This window comes from Pannus brasiliensis CCIBt3594 (genome assembly GCF_036688125.1).
GTDB lineage: Bacteria > Cyanobacteriota > Cyanobacteriia > Cyanobacteriales > Microcystaceae > Pannus > Pannus brasiliensis.
In genome coordinates this window covers 15471-39347 of record NZ_JBAFSM010000046.1, presented here as the reverse complement: position 1 = coordinate 39347, position 23877 = coordinate 15471, and the positions used below count along the sequence as shown (strand labels likewise).

Sequence of the window (23877 nt, the reverse complement as noted above, 5' to 3'; positions counted from 1 at the left end):
GGAGTGGAAAATAAATCTAGGGAGAATAGAGTCGCGGGAAAAAACGAGCGTTTCGAGAATGTTACTCCTCTACACCCTACTCCTGACTCCTGACTCCCGATCGCCGATTGCGTGAAGGGCGATTCCGTGAAAAAGACTAAAAAACGGCGTATCCGGGAGGGGTGTGATACACTGGAGGTTAGGCCGTATCGCTATTACGGCTTCTTTCGCTTATTCTTCTAGTCAGCAGACCTATGACACCCGAAACCAAAAAAAAAATCGATGACCTCATCGCGAGTAGCAAGATTTTCGTGTTCATGAAGGGCAATAAATTAATGCCCCAGTGCGGTTTCTCGAATAATGTCGTGCAAATTCTCAATCGTTTAGGGGTTCCCTACGAAACCGCCGATGTTTTAGCCGATCCGGAGATCCGGCAGGGAATTAAAGAATATTCTAACTGGCCGACGATCCCGCAGGTGTATATTAACGGCGAGTTCATCGGGGGTTCCGATATCATGGCCGAACTGTACCAGAACGGCGAACTACAACAGATGGTTCAGGTGGCCTTAGCTTCCTAGAACCGTTCGGGGAATCGCTAGGCTAGGAAAGGCCGGGCCTAGCGATCGGGACTAATAATAATCGACTTCCCTTTGAGTTTGGGTTTGCGGCGACAGGTATTCAAAATTGTAGGGATCGCGGAGAAAGCCGAAGACCTCTTCTTCGAGACGGTGGACGAGGTAAGGTTCGAGAACGTTGGAATGGCGCAGACAGGCTAGATAACCATCCACGTACATCCGGATCTCGTCGTAACGCGATCCTCGGTTCCACAAGTCCACCATTTCATCGGTGAGCCTCTGATAGTAGCGAATGGATTGGGTATCTTGGAGCATGGGCATGGCTAAAAAAGAGCGATAGTATAACAATGAGGTGTAGAGAGAGGTCGCGAGGCGGGTTTCTAGCAATCCCACCCTCTCTATTGTAGCTATCCCCCTCCCGGAAAATCAGTTCCCGATGGCGGGAAATTCGCGAATGTCCGAATTTGATGGGTTTTCTCGCGCGCGAAATCGTTTCCCCGTAGCGATTGTTACAACATCTTGACATAAGATCTGATACCCTGACGGTGAGTGTAATCGTAAGGAAAAGAACTCAGGTGGGATCGATCCATATTTCTATCGTCGAGGGAAACCCTCACTTGCGATCGCTATTAGCCTGGCATCTGCAACAGGCGGGTTATCTCGTCGGGCAGTGCGCCAATCTTCAGAGCGCGCGCCACTCGTTTCTCCATCGGCAACCGACCCTCGCGATTATCGACTCCGACTTACCCGACGGGGACGGGATCGAACTCTGCCGCTGGCTCTCCCGGCAACGACAATCGGTGATTCTCGTCCTCTCCGCCCGCACGGGCGAGAAAGACGTGGTGAACGGTTTAAAAGCCGGGGCGGACGATTACCTGAGAAAACCTTTCGGAATGCAGGAATTTCTAGCGCGGGTGGAAGCTCTCACCCGACGGGCCCGGGCCGCGGCCGCCCCGCTCCATCTCGACTACGGCGAACTGAAAATCGATCTCGCCCAGCGTCGGGTACAGTTCCGCGGGGAGTATATCGAGTTAACCCCCCAAGAATTTAGCCTTCTTTACGTTTTGGCGCAAGCGGAGGGAAATCCTCTATCGCGCTCGGAGTTACTGCGCCGGGCCTGGCCGGACGCGATCGACAACCCCCGAACGATCGACACTCACGTTCTTTCCCTCCGCAAGAAAATCGAAACCGACCCACGACAGCCGAGCTTGATTCAAACGGTGCGGAACGTGGGCTATCGTTTCAATCAGGAGGTGCTTTCCGAGACGGGCGCGACTTTTTCGGAAAATCCGCGCGAGGGCGAGACGAACGCCATCTTCCCCACCCACGGAACCCCGAACGCTCGATCGATGGTTAAAGTTCCCGCGCGCCACGGGAGTTAATACGGCGGATCTTACGAGCGGAATTCAAAAATTGTCCCGCGGTTAAGGAGTCAGGAGTCAGGAGTATCGAGCTATATCAATCATTTTTGCTCCCCATCTCCCTAACCTTTCCCATCTCCCGGATATTTGGATAGAAATCTAGTTTTTCAGGGGATTCTCTCGATCGAGACGCGAACGAGTCCCCAATTGTTCCGCGTCCGGGTATCGAAAAAGATCGCGCTGATACAGGCCGGTTCGAGTACCTGTAGCGTGAGGATATCGCTGTAACCGTTTAACGAAGACCAGGTACAACCGACCGCTTTTCCGGTTTGCCGATTGATCACTTTCCCGCCGTAGATCCGGAGGATCACCCAGGGTTCGGGGGGAAAGGAGCGATTCCCGGTCGATCCGTACCGGAACTCGCCACTCTGGATGCAGATGCGGTAGGTTCCGGGATCGAGTCGGGTGCTATTCCTACCACTTTGCAGGGCTTCTAATTTGGCGGGATCGAGGGGATAAGCGTCTTTCTGGCTATCGATCGTCAATCTGACCATAGATTATCTCCTGGCGAAATAGTCCACCACCGTCCGGGCGATCGTTTCCGCGCCGTCTTTCGGTAAACGGGCCGATAAGCGCGGGGGATTGACGGGTTGACGCAAAAAGTCCCAGTTCCCCCGAAAGAATTCCTCGGCGGTGATAATCTGATGGTAACTGTAATTCTCGATTCCCGATAGCAGAATCGGTGATTCGGCGAATCCCTCGCGGGTTAGAGATACGATCGGCACTTCCAGACGTAACGCTTCCGCGAAGGTACTGTATCCGGGTTTGGAGATCACGCGACCGCAGATCGGCATAAAATCCACGGGACGGTATAGACGATCGGCCGTATCCCGTAACCGTACTAAATTGGGCGAATCGGGCGCGTCTCTCTCGAAGGTGATAAATTGCCAGTCGGGAAAGGCTTGTAGGTTCTCGTAGGGAATCGCTTCCAATCCTAAACCGCCGAAACTGAGCAGGATCGTTCGCTCTCGCGGCGTCGTGATGGTAAACTCCTCCCGTAATTGACTCTCGCTGTATCGCGGGTTGCCACCGGTTAAGCCCGCCTCGGTGACGTTGGAAAACGCGGTCATCGGTTCGGAAAGTGGCAGTTTGAACAGTCGATCGCACTGTCGGTAACAGTCGCTTATCCAATCGCTAATTCCCGCGAATTCCTCGCCCCAATCGCGATAGATAAAATCCCAGCCGAAGTTACCGATCATCCAGCCCGGAATTCCGGCGGTACGGGCGATCGGGGCGGCTAGGGGCGGAATATCGGCGAGTAACAACCCGACTCGATTGGTCCGGATAAAATTCACTTCTCCCGCGATAATCGAGTTCGCCTGACGACGGATCTCTTCTAATTTCTCTCGGGTCGCGTTTTTATCCATTTTTAAACTATCGGACTGGATCACTCCCACGTCGAAACCCCGCGGCCGTTGGATAAACTCGCCGGCGATATAGGAATCCAGTAACCAACGCGGCGCGGTCGTCACGAGGATGGGTAGGATATCCGGGTTCAGTTGGAGAATCTCGTTGACTATCGAGGCGGCGCGAACCGCGTGGCCGAAACCGTGATTCGTGATCGCGTAGTAAAGAACGGGTCGGATCATAAAATAGGGGGAATATCTAGGGTGAGCGCGTTCGGTTCACTAGAGATTGTACTTGAGCGAGGGGTTCGATCGTTTAAACGAGAAAGGCTTTAATAAAGGGAAAAGGGGAAAGGGGAAAGGGAAAAGGGTAAGCTTTTTTACCATTCTCCTAAACTAACTACCGTGTTTCTCGCGAACTGGCGATACCCGATCTCCTTGTTTCTAGAGCGTCTCCTGGAAGGATTTTTGAATGGAATTTTTCCAAGATCTAACGCTCTCGATCGATTTTTTTCGAGCATCATCCCTAGGAATCTGGATCGGGATTGCCGATCGTCTGCGAGGTCGATCGAGTCGAGGGAGTCGATCGAGTTTCTTTTTTTGATGCCTTTCTCTTTCCTCATGGAACACCTAAAGCCTCGCGAATTAGAGATTAAAAAAATCTTAAATCCTCTTCGTGTGAATTCATGGATAGGCTACTATATTTTTTATAATATATTCACGAAAGCTTGCCGGGTTCCCCTCTCGGCTATCCCGTCAAAAATTATTCTCTAGCTTGGGTGATAACGATGTTAGCATAGTTAGCCCGATGTTCCCGGTGGATAGAACGGGAGAAATTCCAATAGCCTGGAAGGAAATCAAAAGCTACGGGAATATCGTACAGGAGACAGCGATCGAGCGCGAAGGTTTTTATGGATTTTATCGCCTGGCTAGGTATTCTAATCTATTCTTTTTTGGGAGTCTTGATCCTCGGCGGGATATACGCGATCTGGCTAATTCTCGATATTCTGCCGAAAACATCGAGCGGTACCCAAGGGAAAAGAGCTAGTAAGAGCGCGGTAAACCACCTAGAAAGACAACTTCTATCGATGGTGGGAGGAGATAGAGCGGTTGCCACGCGTTTGCTTTTAAATATCCGCTTTAAACATCCTCAGAAAAGTAAAAACTGGTGTTATGAAAAAGTGATCTATGACTTACAGCGAGATAGGAGATCGATTTAAGGTGAATCTACAGACTATAAATCTACTGGAAGAATACCGGAGCGATCGACACGATTTGATCGAGGATTTTTACCTTCCCTGTCTCGCTCGATCGACTCTCTATTGTCGCGCGGTAGGCTATTTCTCCAGTTCCTCGATGGTAGCCGTGGCGCGGGGATTGACGGCGCTAATCCGCGGGGGTGGAAAGATGCGATTGATCGCGTCCCCCCATTTAAGCGCGGAAGATATCGAGGCGATCGCCACGGGATTGAAACAACGCGAGGAAATCGTTACGAATTCCCTATTATTGGTGTTAGAAACGGAATTCGAGGAGATCGCGGGCGATCGATTCGCCTGTCTCGCTTGGTTATTGGGACAGGGAGTGTTAGAGATCAAATTAGCGATTCCTAAAAATATCCGTAATTTCGGGCTTTATCACGAGAAATTAGGTTTATTCGCCGACGCGGACGGGAACTCGATCGCTTTCACCGGTTCCGCGAACGAGAGTTATTCCAGCCTGATCGATAATTTCGAGTGTATCGATGTCTTTCGATCGTGGGAAGCGGGGGAAAAACAACGGGCGGAACGGAAAGCGGAGAACTTCGATCGATTATGGCACAATAAAACCGAAAATCTCGATATTATCGACTTTCCCGAGGCGGCCGAGCGATCGCTTCTCCGGTTCCGTCCCTCCTCCCCTCCCACGGAACCCCGGAAACCCGGCCGGGTAAAAGAGGCGAAAAGTGATTATAATTTCGCCTCTCCCCTGAAAGTTAACCCGAAACCGCGACAGATCGAGGCGGTTAACGCGTGGATCGCCGCGAATTATCGGGGAATTCTGGCGATGGCGACGGGTAGCGGCAAAACCATAACGGCTTTAGCGGCCGCGAGTCGGATCAAAAATCTCGAACTCATCGTTATCGGCGCGCCGACGCGGGAGATCGTTACGCAATGGATCAAAGAGTTGACATATCGCACGACCTATGCTTTTCCCGTCGAGGCGATCGGCGAGTCCCGACGTTGGCGCGAATTACTCTTCCGAAAATTGCGGTTAATTAACCATAATGTCCTATCTTCAGGCAGATTACCCGCGATTGTCGTCGGGACTTACGGGGAGTTAACGAAAGCGCCGATCGCGGGGTTAATCGAGGATGCGGGGGGATTGCCGAGGGAATCGTTACTGATCGCGGACGAGGTACACGCGACGGGTTCGGGGATTTTCCGGCGAATTCTGCGGGAGGATTTCCCCTATCGGTTGGGGCTGTCGGCCACCCCGTTACGCGCTTACGACGAGGAGGGAACGGAGACGGTTTTAGACTATTTCGGCGGGATCGTCTACGAGTTCGGGCTAGAAGAGGCGATTAAAGCGGGTATTCTTTGCGAGTACGATTATTATGTCTATGTAACTAGCCTAGACGAGTCGGAACACGATCGATTCCGACAGTTAACGGCGAAAATCCGGCGCGGGTTCGCGAGGGAGGACGGGGAGAGGGAGAGAATTAACCAATTGTTGATCCAACGGGCGAGAATTATTAAAGCGGCCGGATCGAAACTGGAGGTGATCGATCGCATTGTCCGCGATCATACTCTACAACAGGCATTGATCTATTGTGCCGATATTCCGCAAGCGACGGCGATTAGTTCGCGTCTGGCGCGTCGCGGGTTACGGGTGGCGCGGTATAGTTCTCTAGAGAGCGATCGATCGGAATTACTCGATCGATTGGCGTTAGGACATCTCGACGCGTTGGTAGCGGTAAAATGTCTCGATGAGGGGGTAGATATTCCCGCGGTGAGTCAGGGGATTATCCTTGCCAGCGACGCGTCTCCGAGGCAGTTTATCCAGCGTCGCGGACGGATACTCCGCGCGGCAACGAACAAGGAGAAAGCCACGTTAATCGACGTTTTGGTGGTTCCTCCCGTCCTCGACGGACAGGTGAAGTTAATCGAGTCGGAGATTCAACGGGTGATCGAATTCGCTCGATCGGCCAAAAATCAAGCCTCGGTGATTACTATGTTAGTAGAGGAGTTACGTCACTACGGGATCACTTACTCGGATTTGTTATGAGTACCAACGAAATGGATATCGACGCGAAAATCGGGGAACTGGCGAAAAAATATAACATTCCCGAAAAGCTCTTTAAGGATGTGATGGCTTTAGAAACGGAAAAAAGTCATCTTAAAAACCGAAGACTAGCCCCTAAGATCGTTGAAATGATCGCCAAATATACCGACTCCTCCCGATAATTTCTTCTATGACTCTAAAACTGAAGCAGATTCGCTTGACGAATTGGAAATGTTATAAATCTGAGAATATTAGTCTCGATCTCGATAGCGATCGAAACATATCCATCATTTTCGGACAAAATGGCTATGGAAAAACTTCCTTAATGGAAGCGATTTTATGGTGTTTATATGGGAACGATATTATCGGGAACGGTGAACTAAAAAAATATTTTCATCGAGCGGAGCGTGACGGACGTGCCGAAAAAGAATTACGGGTGGAGTTGAATTTTACCGATAAAGGAAAGAATTATTATATTACCCGATCGGCGACGCTAAAAGCGAGAGGAAAAGAATTTTTTGCGAACCCCGAGAACGCGACCTATAACGAGGACGGGCAGGATAAAATTAATCCTAAAGATTACATCGACGCACTTTTGCCCCCGTCGATTCGAGATTTTTTCTGTTTTGATGGGGTAAAAATAGAGCAATACGCGCGAGTGACGCAAACCGAGGAAGCGAAGGAAGCGATCGAAAAAGTTCTAGGGATTCCCGAATTGCGAAATCTTCGATACGATACGGACATCGCTTTAAAAGATTTAGATAAACAATTGAATAAAGCGGCTGCGTCCCGTCCCGAATTAAATCGGAAAACGAAAGAACTCGCCGATCTCGACGAGGAGATCGAGCTTAAAAAAGCGCAGGTAAGGGACGCGAGAAGACAGGAACGGGAAGCGATTAAAATCCATCAAGACGCGATCGAGAGAGCGTCCCAGATCGAGGATTTACGACACCAGTTAGATCGTCTAGAGGAATTGGAACGACAGAAAAGTGTTTTACAGATGAAGTTAGAGACCGCGAGGAAAGCGGTGAACGATTGGTTGAAAAAAGCGTCGATTCCCCTGTTGTTGAATTTCGTGCAGGAAATGGTCGATGAGTTACAGGTGAAGACGCTAAAAACGACTCGGAAATCGGTATCGATCGCCACGTTAAAGGATATTCTCAAAGACGAAACCTGTCTCTGTGGCCGTTGCCTCGATCGAGACTCCCGCGAGTATATCCTACAACAGATCGAGGGATTGGAAGAGTTGGGAAATTTAGCCGACGAGATGATCGAGAAAGACCGTTTAAAGGGAAGTTTACAGGGAATTCTCGACGCTAACTATCCGAGTTTCGATAATCTCTTACTCGCTCGCGATGGATTGGAAGAGGACATGGAAGATCTCGATCGACAGATCCAACATCTTAAACAGGACACCGCGGGAACGAGTCGCGATGAAGCGAACCAAATCTGGCGAAAAGTGGGGGAATGGGAGCAGAAAGTAAAGGGAATTCAGGAGAAGATCGATCGACTGTATCGCGAGATAGATATCAGGGAAAAACAGGCCGAAAGTTTACGAGGAGCGATCGAACTGTTAGCCGGTCAGGATAAAATCACCAAAACCCTATCCGAACAAGTTACCCTCGCGCGAGGATTGCGGGACGCGGCCAATGAATTGATCGAGTGGCATATCGATCGATCCCGTCAACGGATCACCGACATCACAACCGAGCGATATTGTCAAGTAACGAATAAACCCGATGAATATGTCGGAGTAGAAATTACCGAGGATTACACGCTGGGAGTGCGGACGGTGACGGGGGAATTATTACAACCGGACGTGTTGAGCGCTGGAGAAAAGGAAGCGTTAGCCTTCGCTTTTATCACCGGACTAAATCAAGCGTCGCGGACGGCCGCACCGTTAATTATGGATACCCCTTTCGGTCATCTGGACACGGAACACCAGCGCAAAATTATCGAATCGCTACCGAATTTAAATTCACAGGTGATCGTGTTAGCGACCGATCGAGATTTTCCCGAGGAGTTATTAACCCTTATCCGTCCCCATATCGCGAAAACGCTGACGATTCGACGGATGAGTGCCGATGAAGACGCTTCGACAATCGATCGGGAGGAATAAATTATGAAACGTATCGATCCGAATTTACTGGTTCGCCCGTCGGAAAACGCGCGGAATTATTTAAAAGTTTTGGTGGAGAATAAGACGTTCGATCGAATGGTAGACGCGTATCTATTCGCGGCCGCTTATGCGCTCAAAGAAGATCTCGATATTTCGGAAGTAAGGCTAACCAATCGACCGGAATTAATCGAGATCGGTCAGGTGAGTCCCGATGTCCGTCTAGCGCTAGAAGCGGGAGTTCATATTATCTGTAAACGCAATTATCAACCCGAACCCGCGGACGGAAAGGAAGTATTAGAAATTCTCTGTAAGTACGGTGAAGTCGGGTTACAGGAGCTAAAAGAACGCTGGGAAGGAAAAACCTATTATCAAATTCAAGCCGATATTCAAAAAATTATCGGAGAGTAGGGGCGCGAGTCTCGCGCCCCAAACTCGCGCCCCAAACCTTACACGAAAGATTTAATCGTATTCAAAGACTCGGTGACGTGCGCTTTAAAATCGAGCATGGAATCGAAAATATGGCGGATAATTCCCTCTTTATCGATCACGTAAGTCACCCGTCCCGGTAATACGAATAACGTCGAGGGAACCCCGAATAATTTCCGAACCTGATTATTCGTATCGCTCAATAACGTGAAAGGAAGATTATATTTCGCCGCAAATTGACGGTGAGATTCGGGACTGTCCGCGCTGATGCCGATCACTTCCACACCCGCGTCGGTAAATACCTCGTGACTGTCCCGGAAAGCGCAGGATTCCGCGGTACAGCCGGGGGTGTCATCTTTCGGATAGAAATAGATAACGACGGGCTTTTTCCCGATAAAATCGCTACTATTTACAATCGCCCCCGTTTGGTTCGGGAGAGAGAATTCGGGAACTCGATCGCCTATTTTTAGAGATGCCATAGTCTTTAATTACCTCTTGCCTACGGTTTTTATCTTAGCCTTTTTTCGCCTTTTGTTTGGCGCGTTTAGCGGCCGCTTTCGCCGCTTTTTCTGCCTCGATGCGTTTTTGTTCCGCTTTTTGCTTTTCCTCTTCTAGTTTATCTAAGTAATAGTGATAATCGCCCGCGTAGGTCACTAATTCCCCGTCGCGGATCTCGACAATTTTATTCGCCACCCGCGAGATAAAATAGCGATCGTGCGAGACGATCAATACCGTTCCCTCGTACTTCTGTAAAGCCTCCTCTAACATCTCTTTCGCGGGAATATCGAGATGGTTCGTCGGTTCGTCGAGGATTAATAAATTCGCGGGTTGGAGTAACATTTTCGCCAGTGCCAGACGCGCTTTCTCGCCCCCGCTGAGGGATTCTACTTTCTTCAAAACCGTATCACCGCTGAAGAGAAATCGACCTAAAAGGGAGCGAACGTCCACGTCTTTCCAGTCGGGAACCTCATCGTGGATCGTGTCCATAACGGTTTTGTTTAAATCGAGGGCTTCCGCTTGGTTCTGCTCGAAATAACCGGGGATCACGTTATGTTTGCCGATTTCTACTTTTCCCTCGGTCGGTTTTTCCGTCCCGACAATCAAGCGTAATAACGTCGATTTTCCCGCACCGTTAGGGCCGAGAAACGCGACTCGATCGCCCCGTTCGATTTCCAGATTCGCGCCGAGAAAGAGAATTTTCTCGTTATAAGTATGTACCAGTTCCTCGATCGTCACCACTTCCCGACCACTGCGGGGAGCGGGGGGAAACTGAAATCTCAAGGTTCGCACATCCCCGATCGGAGCCTCGATTCGCTCGATTTTTTCTAATTGTTTCTCCCGGCTTTTCGCTTGGGTACTCCGGGTCGCACTCGCTCGGAATCGATCGACAAAAACCTGTTGTTTCTCCAGTTCCTTCTGTTGGCGTTCGTAGGCGCTTTGTTGGGCTTCCCGAAGTTCGTATTTCTGTTGTAGATAGGTCGAATAATTGCCTAAATAGGTGGTAGAAACGCCCCGTTCCGTCTCAACGATGCGATTACACAGGCGATCGAGGAATTCGCGGTCGTGGGAGATGATAACCATCGGGATCGTCAATCCTTTTAGATATTTCTCCAACCATTCGATCGTTTCTAGGTCGAGATGGTTCGTCGGTTCGTCCAACAGCAAGATATCAGGAGCTTGGAGGAGAATTTTCCCTAAACTCATCCGCATCTGCCAACCACCGCTAAAGGAACTCACCAATCGATCGCCGTCATCGCTCTCGAATCCCATTTCCGGCAGGATTTTCTCGATCCGCGCCTCCAGTCCGTAGCCGTCGAGCGCCTCGAAACGTCTCTGCAATCGATCGAGTTTATGGATCAATTTCTCTAACTCGTCGGGGTCGGCGGTTTCCATCGCGTGTTGCACATCCAACAAACCGTGATGCGCTTCATTGGCCTCGCGGAAAACCGTCCAGAATTCCTCGCGAACGGTACGGCCCGGATCGACCTCGAATTCTTGAGTGAGATAACCGATGTGTAGGCTCGCAGGACGGATCACCTCGCCGGCGGTCGGTTCGATCTCCCCCATGATGATTTTTAACTGGGTCGATTTTCCCGCGCCGTTGACCCCGACTAATCCCACTCGATCGCCCGGTTTCACTTCCCAGGTCACATCTTTTAATACTTCCCCGGTGGGGTAAATTTTGCTGATTCTTTCTAGTCGTAGCATCGTCGATCGAGCGACCGGAGGGTCGGGGTGAGGAAGGTCGATCCAATTGTAACAGTAAGTTAAGCTTTGTCACCGTTTCGATCGATGAGAGGCGATCGGACGAGTTCCCGCGTTTTTCGGGAAAATTCGGGATCGTTTCCGCTACCGATCGCCGACCGCCCCCTCGGACGGGGTTTCTCGTCAGCGCGCGCTAAAAGTTACCGGATTGTCACGATTTATCGATAAAGTAAAGAACGCGCGGGTCGGGTACAATATTTCTGGAATTTATAGAGCGATCGCGAAATTCGCGCGATTTCTCTTCGATACTCGAATTTTTTCACCCGTACCACGCGAGGAAAACCGATGGTTATTATCGAGATCACGAATGTTGAAGAACTACTCAGCGCGAAAATCGGCTCGTTTGCCGCTCGACTCCTGCGCGCGGTGGCGGATGATGAAGGGAAAGTCGAACAGGTTCTCATGAAAGAACTACAAACGAATTTCGAGGAGAATGGAATTAAAGCCAATATCTTTAGCGTGAGCGGGGTCGATATGCTGGGAAATGGCAAGATAGAAATCCCGCTGAATGTCCGTTCTTCTACCATGATGTCTTAGAGAGAATAACCACCGATTTAGAGGTTACGTGTCCTATCAATAAAACATTCCTGAACATGAAAATTCAAGCGATTGTAACGATAGGGGCGCTCTCTTTGGGGACGATTTTACCCTTCTCCAATGGTGTCGCCCTAGCGCAACGAAGACCGATTTACTCGCCCGATTACTGTGACTCTTACGCGCGCGATTATGCCCGAGAGAATTCGCGCGGGGGAGTTTTGGGGGGAGCGATGCGGGGCGCGGCGGCCGGGGCGGCATTGGGCGCGGTTTTCGGGGGTGGAAGAGGGGCCAGAAAAGGAGCCTCGATCGGCGCGGCCGTCGGGGCGATCGGCGGGGGAGCGCGCCGGACCGACCGTTACGATCGCCTGTACGAACGGGCTTACGAAGATTGTCGCGACGGGTATATTCGGTAAGCTTTCCGAAAGAAAATATATCGAGAAAATCACAACTGAGCAGGTCAATAATTATGCGAATTCAGTTTGCTCTACCGGCTTTAATCTTAGTAACGATCGCCAGTCAAAGTCTAGCCCCGATCGCCAAAGCGGAAACTCGCTCGAACCCCTCGATGTTTAACATGGAAGCCGTCACCTGTCGGGAATTACTGCTCGCGAGTTCCGAAAACCGGGCGTTGATGATGAGTCTTTTTCACGGCTTTTTTAATGGCAAAAAGAACGAGACGATGTTCGATGTCGATCGATTAGCCCAACTCACCGACCAGATCGAGAACGTTTGTGCCGATAATCCGAAAAGAACGCTAATATCTGTCTTTCAGGAGTATCGGGGAAGATCTCGCTAGTCGATCGAAACTTCAATTTTAACGGCCGATCGACGGACAAAACTCTCGAACTTCCTGTAAATTAGTAGGTCGTGTCAGGATTACAGAACCCGACACCAACTCCTTAATAGTCGGGGTTCACTTCGTTCAAAACGACTTACGAGAACGGATCTGTTAGTCGATCGGTTTCAACGCTTAAGCCGTCCCGAATTTCAACGATCGATTCAATTGTCCCGCTCACCGACCGCCTTATCGCGAGCAATAATTTCAATTCTGAATAACTTACCGGCTTCGGGAAGGAATTCGCATCCTGTCTCCCCGGATCGATCGCTCATTTCCCGTCCGACAAAAAAACCCCCCACCGGGGAGGGATTTCGAGAAAGCACGGATAACGATAACGCGTTTGATTTACAGAATTCTCGCGAAAATGGTTTTCGGTTGCCGGATGCTTCCGCGACCGACCCCGATCGCGCGAGAGAGAGTAATCGATTCTTTTTTCAGGATAAGCGCTTTTTTCTCCTGAATCCTGACTTATAGCTCCTATCTCCGAATCTCCACGAGGAAATTCTAGAGATCGCCGCCGCGGAAAGCCAGCAGGAAAATAATAAAGGGGCCGGCTAACATGATCAGCGCGACGAAGGTGAGTTGAAAAATCGGTTCTAAATTAAGGGCCGCGAGGTATTCCATTGATATCTCCTAAGCTGTTTAAACGAGTCTAGGGGCAGTTCGGGTCAAAACCATTGTCTATCATACAGGGGATGATTCCCCGTTTCTCTCCCCCTACACAAAAATATATAAAGTTTTGTGACAATTCTGAATCCCGCCGCTCGATCGAAAAAAGTCTTGGCGATCCCGGCCGGAAGCCGGGAAAATCGCGGGAGGGCGATGTTATGATAAAGGGTTGGTATTTTTGACGTTTCATGTCCAATCGTTGGTGGGAAATTAAGGTTTCGTGCGAGCCGAATCTAGAGGAATCCGTCTTTTGGCGGCTAGAAAAATTCGGTTGTTCGGGAACGGCGACGGAGAATAACGGAAAAATCTCGTTTATTCGGGCGTATATTCCCGATATTAAGGTTAGAGAGATCGATCTGGCGGCCCTATCCTTCTGGTTGCGTCAGGATGCCGTATTATTAGCCATCCCCGAGCCGGTGATGGAGTGGGGGTTACTGGACGAGGAAGATTGGTCGAGTAGCTGGAAACAGCACTGGGAGCCGATCGAGGTGGGCGATCGATTTCTCGTCAATCCCGCGTGGTTAGACCCTCCCGCGAATTCCGACCGGCTGATCATCACCATCGATCCGGGAACGGCTTTCGGGACGGGAACGCACCCGACGACGCAATTATGTCTGGAATCGTTAGAAATACGCCTGAGTAATCGCGCGGAAGAGCAAACCGTCGCCGATATCGGGTGCGGGTCGGGAATTCTCTCGATCGGGGCGATTTTACTCGGCGCGCGCAAGGTGTACGCGGTCGATACCGATCCGCTCGCGGTCAACGCGTCGCGCTCTAACCGTCACCTGAATCACGTTAACCCGGAGAAATTGAGCATTAACGAGGGAAGTGCCGGCGAACTGCTGGAAATTATCCCCGATGGTGTGGATGGCATCGTCTGCAATATTCTCGCGGAAACGATCGTCGAGATCCTGCCGGGGTTAACCCTACTCGCGAGACCGAAGACCTGGGGCATTTTAAGCGGGATTATCCTCGATCGGGTCGATATCGTGAGCGACGCGCTAGAAACCAACGGCTGGGAGATTTCCGCCCTCTGGAAGCGTCAGGAATGGTGTTGTATCAATATCCGACGGCTCGATCGAGATGGGGAAATGGGGACATAGGGAGATTTTTCGGGGGAAAGAGACCCGGGAAAAGGGAAAAGAGCTTTCTGAATCTTTCCACCTTTACCCTTTCACCTTTTCCCTCCCTCACCTCCTGCCTCCTGACTCCTGACTCCTCTCTCGCAATATGTGGAAACCGATCGCCCTTCTACTGATCTCTAACTTTTTCATGACCTACGCGTGGTACGGTCATCTCAAAGACTTGAAAACCGCGCCGATAGCCCTCGCGATCGCCGTTAGTTGGGCGATCGCATTCTTGGAATACTGCTTTCAAGTTCCCGCCAATCGTATCGGGGCGGGCTATTTCAGCCTACCCCAACTGAAAGTTTTACAAGAAATCATCGCCATGCTCGTTTTCGCAGGTTTCAGCACCCTCTATTTCCGGGTTCCGGTGACGAGAAATTACTTTTTCGCCGCCATGCTTCTCGCGGGAGCGGCCTATTTAATTTTTAGCGAGAAATCGCCTCGCTAGAGGGATCGGAAAAGGGCGCGATCTCGGAAATCGTCTCTTCCGACGGAGTAACGCTTTTTTTCGCGTCTTCCGGTCTCGTTTCCCGGATCACCTCCAGAGCCTCCTTAATCATGACCGCGGTGGGAACCGCCACGATCACGCCGAGGAGACCGCCTACCCGCGCCCCGGTCAAAACCGCGACCAACACCCAGAAGGGATTTAAACCGGTCACACTGCCGAGAATCCGCGGGGCGACACCGTTCTCGACAATTTGCTGGACGATGACCGCGACCGCTAACACCTGTAGCGCTAACCCGATATCGCGCAGGGCCAGCAACGCGGTGACGGTGATAATGCCCACGGTTCCCCCGAAGGGAATCAGGGCCATCGTCCCGATCAGTAAACCGAACAGTAAGCCGAAGGGAACTTTCAGAAAGAGAAACGCCGCGACCAATCCCATCGCCATACAGGTCGCGCAGATCACCTGACCGACAAAATAATTCTGAAAGCTCGATCGAAGCGTGCGCGAGAAGGGTTGTTGAACCGGTTTCGGTAACCACGCGATCAGACTCTGCCAGATGTCGGGACTGTGCAGGAGTAGGTAAAAGGTGAGGATAACCGTTAATAAAACATCGACCACGCGCACCACGGTGAAAACGGTCAGATTTAGCGCGATATTCAAACTCCTACCCGCTAAAATCTGTAATTCCGCTCCCAAACGGCTATTAATCTGGGCGATCAAGCCATCGAAACTGATCGGGACGGGAAGGTTCATCGTGTCGATACGGGTGTCCAACTGCATCAGTTGGCGCTGTCCGGAGTCCAGCCATTCGGGGAGTCGGGCTACTAACTGTTGTGCCTGGGAGAAAACGAGAGGAACCAGGGTAATGCCGACGGCAACAAAGATCAGCAGGGTGATCAGGGAAACGGCGATCGCCGCGAGTTCCCGTTTTAGCCCCTGATTCTCCAGCCACGTCACCGCGTATCCCAACAGGAACGACAGTACCGCGGAAATCAGTAAAACAACGAATAAAGACTCGAAATACCCGAAAATAGCGGATAAAGCCCAGGCGTTCAACACGAGAAGCGGCGCGGCCAGGGCAATAATCAGAAAACGGGATAGGGAATTTAGGGATTGCCACCACGCTTTGATCCAGTTGCGTTTGGGAACAGTCGCGCTAACCTCAGCCATGAAACCTCTTCCGGAGTTGTTTCGATATCTGTATTCTGCCAGATAGTAGCCGGACTTGACGATCGGCGGGGGAACCCGGCGGCAAATCCCGAAAACGAGCGATCGGATGTATCTTTTAGCTCTCCGGCGGAATTGCCGATTTTTCGCGAGAATAGGAGGCGATCGGCGGGAGCGAGGGTATTATCCTTAAAAAGCTCGGAAAACAATCGAAATATTTTGATAAATCAGAATTTTAGGGGGTAAAGTCCGAATTCGGGTTTCCGGTGGATTACGCCCCGCGAATCCACCCCGCGGTCGAATTCCGGGTTTCCGGTGGATTACGCCCCGCGAATCCACCCCGCGGTCGAATTCGAGAGCGATTTCTCGGATACAGAGACAGAAGCGATCGGAACAGTCAATGTATCGGAAGGAGTATTTTGGGTGCTTGACCGCGCAATTTTTCCTTTGATTTGGGAATGTTAGATATGTAACTCCAGTAAGGAAAACGATCTCTAATCCACGAAGGGAGACAGAATATTCATGTCGAAACGGCCAGTACCCCCCTTACCTTCTCGAAAAGTTGGCGAGATCCTCCGGGAAGCCTATCTCATTACCCCCGTCCAACTTGAAGAAGCCCTGCGAGAACATTCCAGGGATCGAAGCCAGGCTCTCGGCGATATTCTCGCTCGAAAAGGTTGGATCAAACAGAAAACCGCCGATTTTTTCGCCGGTCAATGGCGGGAAATTATCCAGAATCCCGAAATCGCCTCCCGTAAGCCCTTGGGTTTCTATCTGAAAGAGGCGGGATTGTTAGACGAGGAGCAAATTCAGGAGATCGTCCGGGAACAGAACGAGAGAACCCTGTGGGTCAGATTGGGAACGATGGCCGTTTTAAAAGGATGGCTGGCACAAAGCACGATCGATTTCTTCCTGAAACATTTATACCCGGAACACGCGGGAGATTCGCCCTTCGTGAAACCGATCGATAAGGAAACGCGCGTGGAAATCGGGGTCAGATAAGTTTTTTTATCCGCGCTCCGACGATCGACCGCCAACCTCGCCACATTCCGCGGCCGATTGTCGGGCGTTCGGGAAATTCTCGCCGGTTTTCTCCGGTTAGATAATAGACCTCCCGCGACCATCCAAAATTTCCGGTCGGGACGGGAGCCGGGAAGTTCGCTTCGCTCGTACTCTCCTCTCGATCGAGAACGGGAGCCAGGAGGAGAAAGGAGGACTAGAGAGAGCGTAAAAGTATAAGGCGTGAATTTTTCGCTCTTTTATTCTTGAAACCGTAAGCCTCTAGTTGAATTTAGCCTTCAATTCTTAGTTTCGCGGGAGGTCTACTGTTTAGCCGTCAGCTTCGGCATCCTTTCCGGTCGCTCGCTGACAGCCGTTCCCGCTCTCTTTACTTATCCAGAAGAGACGAGCGAACCTGTTGTAATTTCTGCTGGAAATCCTCGATTTTCCGATCGAGCTTCCGGTTGACCCGCTCGGGAATATCGCTCCGGCGGGCCACGCTATCCGTCAGGGGAGGCGACTGCCGGAGCTCGATCGTCAAATAGAGAGGAAAAGCGAGCGTGATCGCTAAAAAAAGTCTTTGCCACATGGCACACCCCCACACCGAGACACCGAAGAATTCCCGAGGGAATTCGATTATTTTTAGAATAGTCGATCGATCCGGAAACCGTGCCGGCGCTGTGACAGTCTATCGATCGACTCGTCGATCGTGAAGAATTCCCTACCGATTTCCTAGAATCCCCCCGATCGACCGGTACAGTGATCGGTGATTCACACGCGATATTCGGGAGCGCTCTATGCACAAAATTCCGGTCACCGTGATCACCGGTTTTCTCGGCGCGGGAAAAACCACCGTGATCCGTCATTTATTACAGAATAATCAGGGCCGACGCGTCGCGGTGGTAGTCAACGAGTTCGGCGAGGTGGGCATCGATGGCGATTTACTGAAAGATTGCCGGATCTGCGAGGAAGAGGGGGAATCGATCGAGAATATCGTCGAACTGACAAACGGTTGTCTCTGCTGTACCGTCCAAGAGGAATTTCTCCCCACCATGCAGAAACTGCTCGAACGCCGCGAACAACTCGATTGTATGCTGATCGAGACCTCCGGGTTAGCCCTACCGAAACCCCTCGTACAGGCTTTCCGCTGGCCGGAAATCCGCACCGGGGCCACCGTGGACGGGGTGGTAACGGTGGTCGATTGTCTCGCGCTCGCGTCCGGTCGGGTAGTGGGCGATCTCGACGCGCTGAACGCCCAACGACAGGCCGATCCCAATCTAGAACACGAAACGCCGATCGAGGAATTATTCGAGGATCAGTTAGCCTGTGCCGATCTCGTCCTACTCACGAAAACCGATCTCGTCAGCGAGGCGGAGTTAGAAAAGATCACCGCTTGGCTGAAAACGGAATTGCGATCGGGCGTGAAAATTGTTCCCTGCGACAATGGACAAATTACCCCCGATGTGCTATTAGGATTTAACGCCGCGGTCGAGGAAAATTTAGACTCCCGGCCGAGTCACCACGACAGCGAGGAGGAACACGATCACGATGACGGGATTAACTCCCTGCAACTGTCGATCGAGCGACCGATCGACCCGGAAACCCTCACCCGGCAGTTAAAACAACTGGTCGCCAACGAGGAGATCTACCGGGTGAAAGGCTTCGTGAACGTGGCCGGGAAGCCCATGCGGATGGTCTTGCAGGGAGTGGGCGATCGCTTCGACTCCTTTTTCGATCGACCCTGGAAAGCCGACGAGACGAGACGGACGCGTCTAGTCCTGATCGGTCGCGACCTCGATGGCGAGCGAATTTCCGCCACCCTCGCGGAGATGAATTAACCCGCGCTACTTCCCAGTAGATACAAACTCAACAGTGTCCCCCCGTTCCAAAGACCGTGGATCAGCATCGAGGAGAGGAGGTTTTTCGATCGGGTGTAGACGAATCCCAAGACACAGCCGAGGACGGTAAGCGGGAGGACTTCCGATAAACTCTGGTGGGCGAGGGCGAAAACGAGGCTACTGAGGCCGATCGCCCCCCATACCGGAAAATATCGCGTCAGGGAGGGCAATAAAAACCCGCGGAACAGGATTTCCTCGAAAAAGGGAGCGGCGATCGTGGCCGTGAACGCGAAACAGACCAGGGCGACGGTATCGCGCGATTCCAGGGCTAACGTCAGCAGGGGATTACTGCCCCCCTGCCCCTGCCAGAGCCGCTGATTGATCAGGGAAACGACGATCACCAACGGTAAAGCGACGAAATAGCCGCCGATCCCCCATAACGGCCAGCGACCCCACCACCGGAACCGAAACCAACCATTCGGCAGGGGACGGAAGGGAGCGAGCGCGAGATACAGTACCGATAAACCGGCGATCGTCAGGGCGAGATAACTGATGACGATGTAGATCGCCTTGTAGGATAGGCTAAACGAACCCGCGTCGATGCTCAAGAGCGCCCACAACCCACCGAACAAAACCGGTAAGACGATTTGCCCCGCGAAGAAAAACCCGACGACGAGGACTAACCAGATCGTGTAAGCGTCCCAGGGGGTTTCCCAGGCTTGATTCTCGCCTAGATACAGGAGCGATCGATCTTTGCGGAGGAAAAACTGTACCAGTAAAGCGATCAGGAGGGCGATACCGACGAGCGCGCAGAGAATCGGTAGGAGGGAAATCAACAAAAGGGTCTGGAGCGCTTTGATCGCGCGCTCGCCGCGTTCTTGGCGTAAGGCTTCCAGCGCTTCGGGACGGTTCTCGCTCGAGTAGAGACGTTCGAGCGCCGTATCGCGAAACCAACCCCGGAAGTTCCGTTCGATTCTCTTGGCCGCGTTCGGCAGAACCCGCGGGGGATCGTCATACAAACCCTCTAATAAAAGCGCGCTTTTCACGGTCGAGGGTTTATACAGTTCTTTATCCGCGTTATCGATAATTTTTCGCCATATTTTCTCTGCCTCTTCCGTTTTTCCCAGTTCCGCCTCGATCGTTCCTAATTTCAGTTCGACCTCTTGTACGAAGTTGATCTGGTCGTAGAGAGGATCGCCCCGCCGTCGGACGATCGAGCGACGATTCTCGGTTTTTTGCAGTTTTTCTAGAGATTTTCGGGCGGTCGCGAGGGTGGTTTCGTACTGTTTCTCGGCCGTGGCCAGGGGATCTTCGCCCAGTAGAGAGGCTTGTAGCGATCGGAAGTCGTCGGGATCGCCCCCGTCAAGCGTCGCGGGAGTTTCCGAGGCCTGTAGGTTCAGATCGATCTGGTAGAGTTGTAAATTCGATTGAACCTGTGGCTGGTTAACGCTGAGGATTAACGACGTGACCGCCGGAAAGAGGGCGACGATCGTTACCAAGACCACGATCGCCTGTTTGATCGCGGGGGATTGCAATTTTTCACGGAAATTAAAGGACATGGACGGGAATCTCTGGCGATAGCGGTATTAGACCTATGTACGGAATTCAAAAATTGTCGTGTGGTTAGGGAGTCAGGAGTCAGGAGTTAGGAGTCAGGAGGAAAAAGAAAGAATTTTATGGCTAAAATTTGCAAAAAAAACTATTTATCGTGTATAATCCTGATTTTTTAGGTTTTTAGGCTTTCAAAAACGAATTGTGCGAGGGGTCTATTCCCGATCATAGCAACAATGGCATCGCGCCCCCTGTTCCCCGCGGAATTCCCCGACCTTGACAGGAGAAGGAGATCTCTCGCCCGAATTTACCGCGTGACGATCTGCCAGAAAATAAAGACCGTCACCGCGACATAACCGAATATTGTCAGCCATTCGAGCCAATTCTCGATCGCCATACGATTTCGCCGTCATTCAACTCGATCGATTGTACCCTAGCTTTCGACGATCTCCCGTACTCGCTCGCGACGGTACTCCCGAATTCGAGCGAGGTGGATCTTTGTCGGAAAAAGCGACGTGTCCGCTCCCGTAAGTCGGGAAACCGGATTACCTTAGTAGAAATCCGATTTACAAAACTTAGCGCCCGATGGAACCGGTTACTTCTCGATACACCGTCTCTTGGATACAGAAAATGAGCGAGATCCCGCGCGATTCGTGGGACGCGCTGGCGAAACCGTTAACCACGCCGTTTTTAGAATGGGAATGGCTGAATAATCTGGAAACCTCCGGGAGTGCCACGGGAAAAACGGGATGGCAACCCACCCATCTCACCGTCTGGAGCGATCGCCAATTAATCGCCGCCGCGCCTTTGTATATTAAAAGTCATAGTTACGGGGAATTCGTTTTCGATCACCAATGGGCGGATCTCTCGCACCGTTTGGGGGTGCGCTATTACCCGAAACTATTGGGAATGACTCCTTTCACCCCCGCGGAGGGGTATCGCTTCCTGATCGCGCCGGGAGAGGACGAGGAGGAAATCACCGCGCTCATGGTAGCGTCGATCGATCGATTCTGCGATCGAAACCGTCTTTCCGGCTGTCACTTCCTCTTTGTCGATCCCGAATGGCGGCTGAAAATGGAGCGTTTCGGCTTCACTAGCTGGCTACACCACAGTTATATCTGGAATAATAAAGGTTTTAACAGTTTCGACGACTATCTGACCGTTTTCAACGCCAACCAGCGCCGCAACATCAAACGCGAGCGAAAAGCCGTCACCAACGCGGGACTGATTATCAAAACCCTCGCGGGAGAGGAAATCCCCCACCATCTTTTCCCCCTGATCTACCGTTTCTATAGCAATACCTGCGATAAATTCTACTGGGGCAGTAAATACCTCACCCACAAGTTTTTCGAGCAATTATACCCGAACTATCGCGAGCGCGTGGTGTTAGTAACCGCCTTTCAAAACGAGAGCGAACCGAAACCCGTGGGGTTATCCTTCTGTATTCGCAAGGGAGAAAATCTATACGGTCGTTATTGGGGAAGTTTTGAGGAATACGACTGTTTACACTTCGAGGCCTGTTATTATCAACCGATCGATTGGGCGATTCGCGCCGGTATCCAACGTTTCGATCCCGGTGCCGGGGGACAGCACAAAAAACGCCGCGGTTTTCCCGCCACCCCTAACCATAGCCTCCATCGTTTCTACAACCCGAGAATGGGCCAGCTTCTCCGCCACTACATCGGCGAGATTAACCGGATGGAAGAAGAGGAAATCGAGGCGATTAACCAGGATTTACCCTTTACCAAGCGCGAGATCGAGTTTTCAGTGTAAGGAGGCAGGAGGTAGGAGGCAGGAGTCAGGAGTCAGGAGGCAGGAGGCAGGAGGCAGGAGGATAGATCTTCTATATAACTGTCTCTCCCCCATCTCCTTCACCTCCCTCATTTCCCCTATCTCCCCATCTCCCTATCCCTACTCCCGTCCTCCGAGGCGATTTTTATGCCGATCGAGGGTTTTTTGCAGTAAATTTAAGACCTCGGTGGCGATTTCGATGACCTGACGCGCGCTGAAGCCGGCTTTGGTTAACTCGGTAAAGAAAGCCTTGGCGACGATCTTGGCGAGTTTCTGCGGATGGGGGGGGACGGCGATCTCGAAAAGATCTGTCTCGCGATGGATGTCGATCGAACGATTCGCCTCGATCTCTCCCCGCACGGCCATCGCGACGAAGCGGGATTTAACCATTCCCCGTAAGTGAAAGATCTGTAACGATTGCGCCGTTTGTTTGGCGAATAATTCCAGGATTTCGAGATCTAGTTCGTCAAAGCAAAGTTTCTCGCTCGGAAGGCTGACGGCGATCGAGCCGAGAATTCGATCGCCCACCCGGATCGGGGCCAGCAGACAACTGGGATTCCAGTTCGGGTAGCGGGCCATCGCCCGGAAAGGAGAGCGCCGGATATCGCGGATCAGCAGGGGTTTTCCGGTGAGTACCACGGTTCCCGCCAAACCCCGATCGAGCGGGAGCGGGATTGGATAATCCGAGCGGGACAGATCACCGTAATGGGCGAATATTTGCAGGTTTTTCGCGTTCTTTTCCTTATTCTCTCCTTCACAAACCAAGAGAATCGAGCATCGACGGGCTTGCAATTTTCGGGCGGTATCGGTGGCGATCTCTCGGAGGGTACTTTCTAGATCCCCCTCGGTTTCCGAGATACGGGAAAAATCGGTCGGTTCGATCGCTAGGTCTTTCATGGGGTAGATAGTTCCCGGCGGGATGAGGGTTAAGGGTAAAAAGCGGTTCCGAGACTGAAAAGAAGCGATTCACCGGGCTTTCGTTCGTTAAATCCCGATGGTTCCGAGATCGGCTTTCGGGGGTAACGAGAAGATTCGGAAACTTTTCGCGGGTTCGGTTTCATTTCGGCCGCGCTAACAAACGAATTGGCGGGACGGGGAGAACCTAAATTGGTATTTTAGGAGATCTTTCGGGAGACCACCGGTAAGGATTTCTCCGGACTCCTGTACGGGCCGTCGGGGCGGGTTTAGCCGACAGGTTTTTAGGAAACGTTATCTTGACAACAAAACCCGCCCCTACTTTTCTTCTATCTCCTTTTCCCATCGATCGAGCGGTCATTCCGTCCGGGTTCTCGGGTCAACCGTTCGATCGACCGGTGAACGGGGCGAGCGAATAAAAATTCCCGCCCTGTTATCAAGAGAGTTTTTCCGGGAATTCTAAGGGTAGCTCCTCAGCTTCAGTAGCGATCCCCATTCACCCGCCTCGCCCTTGAAGGGCGGGGAGCGCTAGAACCGATTCTGGCAACGTAAGCGGTGAATAGCCCGTAGAGCCGTTAGATACTCAAGACTTCCGAAGGCTTCC

Annotated in this window: 25 protein-coding genes; 15 read left to right on the top strand and 10 right to left on the bottom strand. The window is 51.7% G+C overall.

Annotation, left to right across the window (positions count from 1 at the left end):
- The first annotated feature begins 233 nt into the window (after window positions 1-233).
- Window positions 234-557, top strand: coding sequence for a Grx4 family monothiol glutaredoxin (gene grxD / locus V0288_RS19595; RefSeq protein WP_332866853.1), 324 nt, complete (start codon window positions 234-236; stop codon window positions 555-557).
- Window positions 558-608: 51 nt separating this feature from the next.
- Here grxD and V0288_RS19590 read toward each other — a convergent pair whose 3' ends face one another.
- Window positions 609-869 (bottom strand): DUF6761 family protein, encoded by a 261-nt coding sequence (locus tag V0288_RS19590; protein ID WP_422662032.1) that lies wholly within the window; start codon window positions 867-869, stop codon window positions 609-611.
- A gap of 260 nt (window positions 870-1129) precedes the next feature.
- On the opposite strand from V0288_RS19590, the gene V0288_RS19585 reads away from it, so the two are divergent.
- Window positions 1130-1936 carry a response regulator transcription factor gene (locus V0288_RS19585; RefSeq protein WP_332866851.1) on the top strand — a complete coding sequence of 269 codons (807 nt, stop codon included), beginning with the start codon at window positions 1130-1132 and terminating at the stop codon, window positions 1934-1936.
- Window positions 1937-2082: 146 nt separating this feature from the next.
- Here V0288_RS19585 and V0288_RS19580 read toward each other — a convergent pair whose 3' ends face one another.
- Both V0288_RS19580 and V0288_RS19575 read right to left on the bottom strand, forming a co-directional pair.
- Entirely contained in the window at window positions 2083-2469 is a 387-nt protein-coding gene (locus V0288_RS19580) for a hypothetical protein (protein WP_332866850.1), read from the bottom strand.
- Between the two features lie 3 nt (window positions 2470-2472).
- Window positions 2473-3564 carry a glycosyltransferase family protein gene (locus V0288_RS19575; RefSeq protein ID WP_332866849.1) on the bottom strand — a complete coding sequence of 364 codons (1092 nt, stop codon included), beginning with the start codon at window positions 3562-3564 and terminating at the stop codon, window positions 2473-2475.
- 668 nt (window positions 3565-4232) lie between these two features.
- On the opposite strand from V0288_RS19575, the gene V0288_RS19570 reads away from it, so the two are divergent.
- The 5 genes from V0288_RS19570 to V0288_RS19550 are packed head-to-tail and all read left to right on the top strand — an operon-like array spanning window position 4233 to window position 9109.
- Entirely contained in the window at window positions 4233-4541 is a 309-nt protein-coding gene (locus V0288_RS19570; RefSeq protein WP_332866848.1) for a hypothetical protein, read from the top strand.
- A gap of 1 nt (window position 4542) precedes the next feature.
- Entirely contained in the window at window positions 4543-6585 is a 2043-nt protein-coding gene (locus V0288_RS19565) for a DEAD/DEAH box helicase family protein (protein WP_332866847.1), read from the top strand.
- Window positions 6582-6764, top strand: coding sequence for a hypothetical protein (locus V0288_RS19560; RefSeq protein ID WP_332866846.1), 183 nt, complete (start codon window positions 6582-6584; stop codon window positions 6762-6764). Before V0288_RS19565 ends, V0288_RS19560 begins: the two co-directional genes overlap by 4 nt.
- 8 nt (window positions 6765-6772) lie before the next feature.
- Window positions 6773-8701, top strand: coding sequence for an AAA family ATPase (locus tag V0288_RS19555; RefSeq protein WP_332866845.1), 1929 nt, complete (start codon window positions 6773-6775; stop codon window positions 8699-8701).
- Between the two features lie 3 nt (window positions 8702-8704).
- Window positions 8705-9109, top strand: a complete 405-nt coding sequence (locus tag V0288_RS19550; RefSeq protein WP_332866844.1) for a hypothetical protein — start codon at window positions 8705-8707, stop codon at window positions 9107-9109.
- A gap of 38 nt (window positions 9110-9147) precedes the next feature.
- Here the strand turns inward: V0288_RS19550 and V0288_RS19545 are convergent, their stop codons facing one another.
- Window positions 9148-9606 carry a peroxiredoxin gene (locus V0288_RS19545; protein WP_332866843.1) on the bottom strand — a complete coding sequence of 153 codons (459 nt, stop codon included), beginning with the start codon at window positions 9604-9606 and terminating at the stop codon, window positions 9148-9150.
- A gap of 34 nt (window positions 9607-9640) precedes the next feature.
- Window positions 9641-11335, bottom strand: a complete 1695-nt coding sequence (locus tag V0288_RS19540; protein WP_332866842.1) for an ABC-F family ATP-binding cassette domain-containing protein — start codon at window positions 11333-11335, stop codon at window positions 9641-9643.
- A gap of 342 nt (window positions 11336-11677) precedes the next feature.
- Here V0288_RS19540 and V0288_RS19535 point away from each other — a divergent pair, with 342 nt between their 5' ends.
- The 3 genes from V0288_RS19535 to V0288_RS19525 are packed head-to-tail and all read left to right on the top strand — an operon-like array spanning window position 11678 to window position 12725.
- The gene (locus V0288_RS19535) at window positions 11678-11929 is read left to right on the top strand and encodes a cytochrome-c oxidase (RefSeq protein WP_332866841.1); all 252 of its coding nucleotides are present in this window, start codon (window positions 11678-11680) and stop codon (window positions 11927-11929) included.
- Between the two features lie 56 nt (window positions 11930-11985).
- On the top strand, window positions 11986-12342 hold the full coding sequence (locus V0288_RS19530; RefSeq protein WP_332866840.1) for a hypothetical protein: 357 nt from the start codon (window positions 11986-11988) through the stop codon (window positions 12340-12342).
- 53 nt (window positions 12343-12395) lie between these two features.
- Window positions 12396-12725, top strand: coding sequence for an HdeA/HdeB family chaperone (locus V0288_RS19525; RefSeq protein ID WP_332866839.1), 330 nt, complete (start codon window positions 12396-12398; stop codon window positions 12723-12725).
- A 546-nt stretch (window positions 12726-13271) separates the two neighbouring features.
- Here V0288_RS19525 and psb30 read toward each other — a convergent pair.
- On the bottom strand, window positions 13272-13391 hold the full coding sequence (gene psb30 / locus V0288_RS19520) for a photosystem II reaction center protein Ycf12/Psb30 (RefSeq protein WP_332866838.1): 120 nt from the start codon (window positions 13389-13391) through the stop codon (window positions 13272-13274).
- 233 nt (window positions 13392-13624) lie between these two features.
- Between psb30 and prmA the strand changes: the two genes are divergently transcribed.
- The gene (prmA, locus tag V0288_RS19515; protein WP_332866837.1) at window positions 13625-14539 is read left to right on the top strand and encodes a 50S ribosomal protein L11 methyltransferase; all 915 of its coding nucleotides are present in this window, start codon (window positions 13625-13627) and stop codon (window positions 14537-14539) included.
- A gap of 127 nt (window positions 14540-14666) precedes the next feature.
- Window positions 14667-15011, top strand: coding sequence for a DMT family protein (locus V0288_RS19510; RefSeq protein ID WP_332866836.1), 345 nt, complete (start codon window positions 14667-14669; stop codon window positions 15009-15011).
- Here V0288_RS19510 and V0288_RS19505 read toward each other — a convergent pair.
- Window positions 14989-16182: an AI-2E family transporter gene (locus V0288_RS19505; protein ID WP_332866835.1), complete on the bottom strand. Its 1194-nt coding sequence runs from the start codon at window positions 16180-16182 to the stop codon at window positions 14989-14991. The genes V0288_RS19510 and V0288_RS19505 overlap by 23 nt on opposite strands.
- Window positions 16183-16701: 519 nt before the next feature.
- On the opposite strand from V0288_RS19505, the gene V0288_RS19500 reads away from it, so the two are divergent.
- Window positions 16702-17181, top strand: coding sequence for a cyclic di-GMP-binding domain-containing protein, MshE-related (locus V0288_RS19500; protein ID WP_332866834.1), 480 nt, complete (start codon window positions 16702-16704; stop codon window positions 17179-17181).
- Window positions 17182-17566: 385 nt separating this feature from the next.
- Here the strand turns inward: V0288_RS19500 and V0288_RS19495 are convergent, their stop codons facing one another.
- Window positions 17567-17767 (bottom strand): hypothetical protein, encoded by a 201-nt coding sequence (locus tag V0288_RS19495; protein ID WP_332866833.1) that lies wholly within the window; start codon window positions 17765-17767, stop codon window positions 17567-17569.
- A 208-nt stretch (window positions 17768-17975) separates the two neighbouring features.
- Between V0288_RS19495 and cobW the strand changes: the two genes are divergently transcribed.
- Window positions 17976-19016, top strand: a complete 1041-nt coding sequence (cobW, locus tag V0288_RS19490; protein ID WP_332866832.1) for a cobalamin biosynthesis protein CobW — start codon at window positions 17976-17978, stop codon at window positions 19014-19016.
- Here cobW and V0288_RS19485 read toward each other — a convergent pair.
- Window positions 19013-20575 carry a CPBP family intramembrane glutamic endopeptidase gene (locus V0288_RS19485; RefSeq protein ID WP_332866831.1) on the bottom strand — a complete coding sequence of 521 codons (1563 nt, stop codon included), beginning with the start codon at window positions 20573-20575 and terminating at the stop codon, window positions 19013-19015. The two genes, cobW and V0288_RS19485, sit on opposite strands and share 4 nt — an antisense overlap.
- Window positions 20576-21152: 577 nt before the next feature.
- On the opposite strand from V0288_RS19485, the gene V0288_RS19480 reads away from it, so the two are divergent.
- Entirely contained in the window at window positions 21153-22340 is a 1188-nt protein-coding gene (locus tag V0288_RS19480; protein WP_422662031.1) for a GNAT family N-acetyltransferase, read from the top strand.
- Between the two features lie 138 nt (window positions 22341-22478).
- Here V0288_RS19480 and V0288_RS19475 read toward each other — a convergent pair whose 3' ends face one another.
- A complete protein-coding gene (locus V0288_RS19475) occupies window positions 22479-23255 on the bottom strand; it encodes a GAF domain-containing protein (RefSeq protein ID WP_332866829.1) in 777 nt (258 codons plus the stop codon).
- Window positions 23256-23877 lie beyond the last annotated feature (622 nt).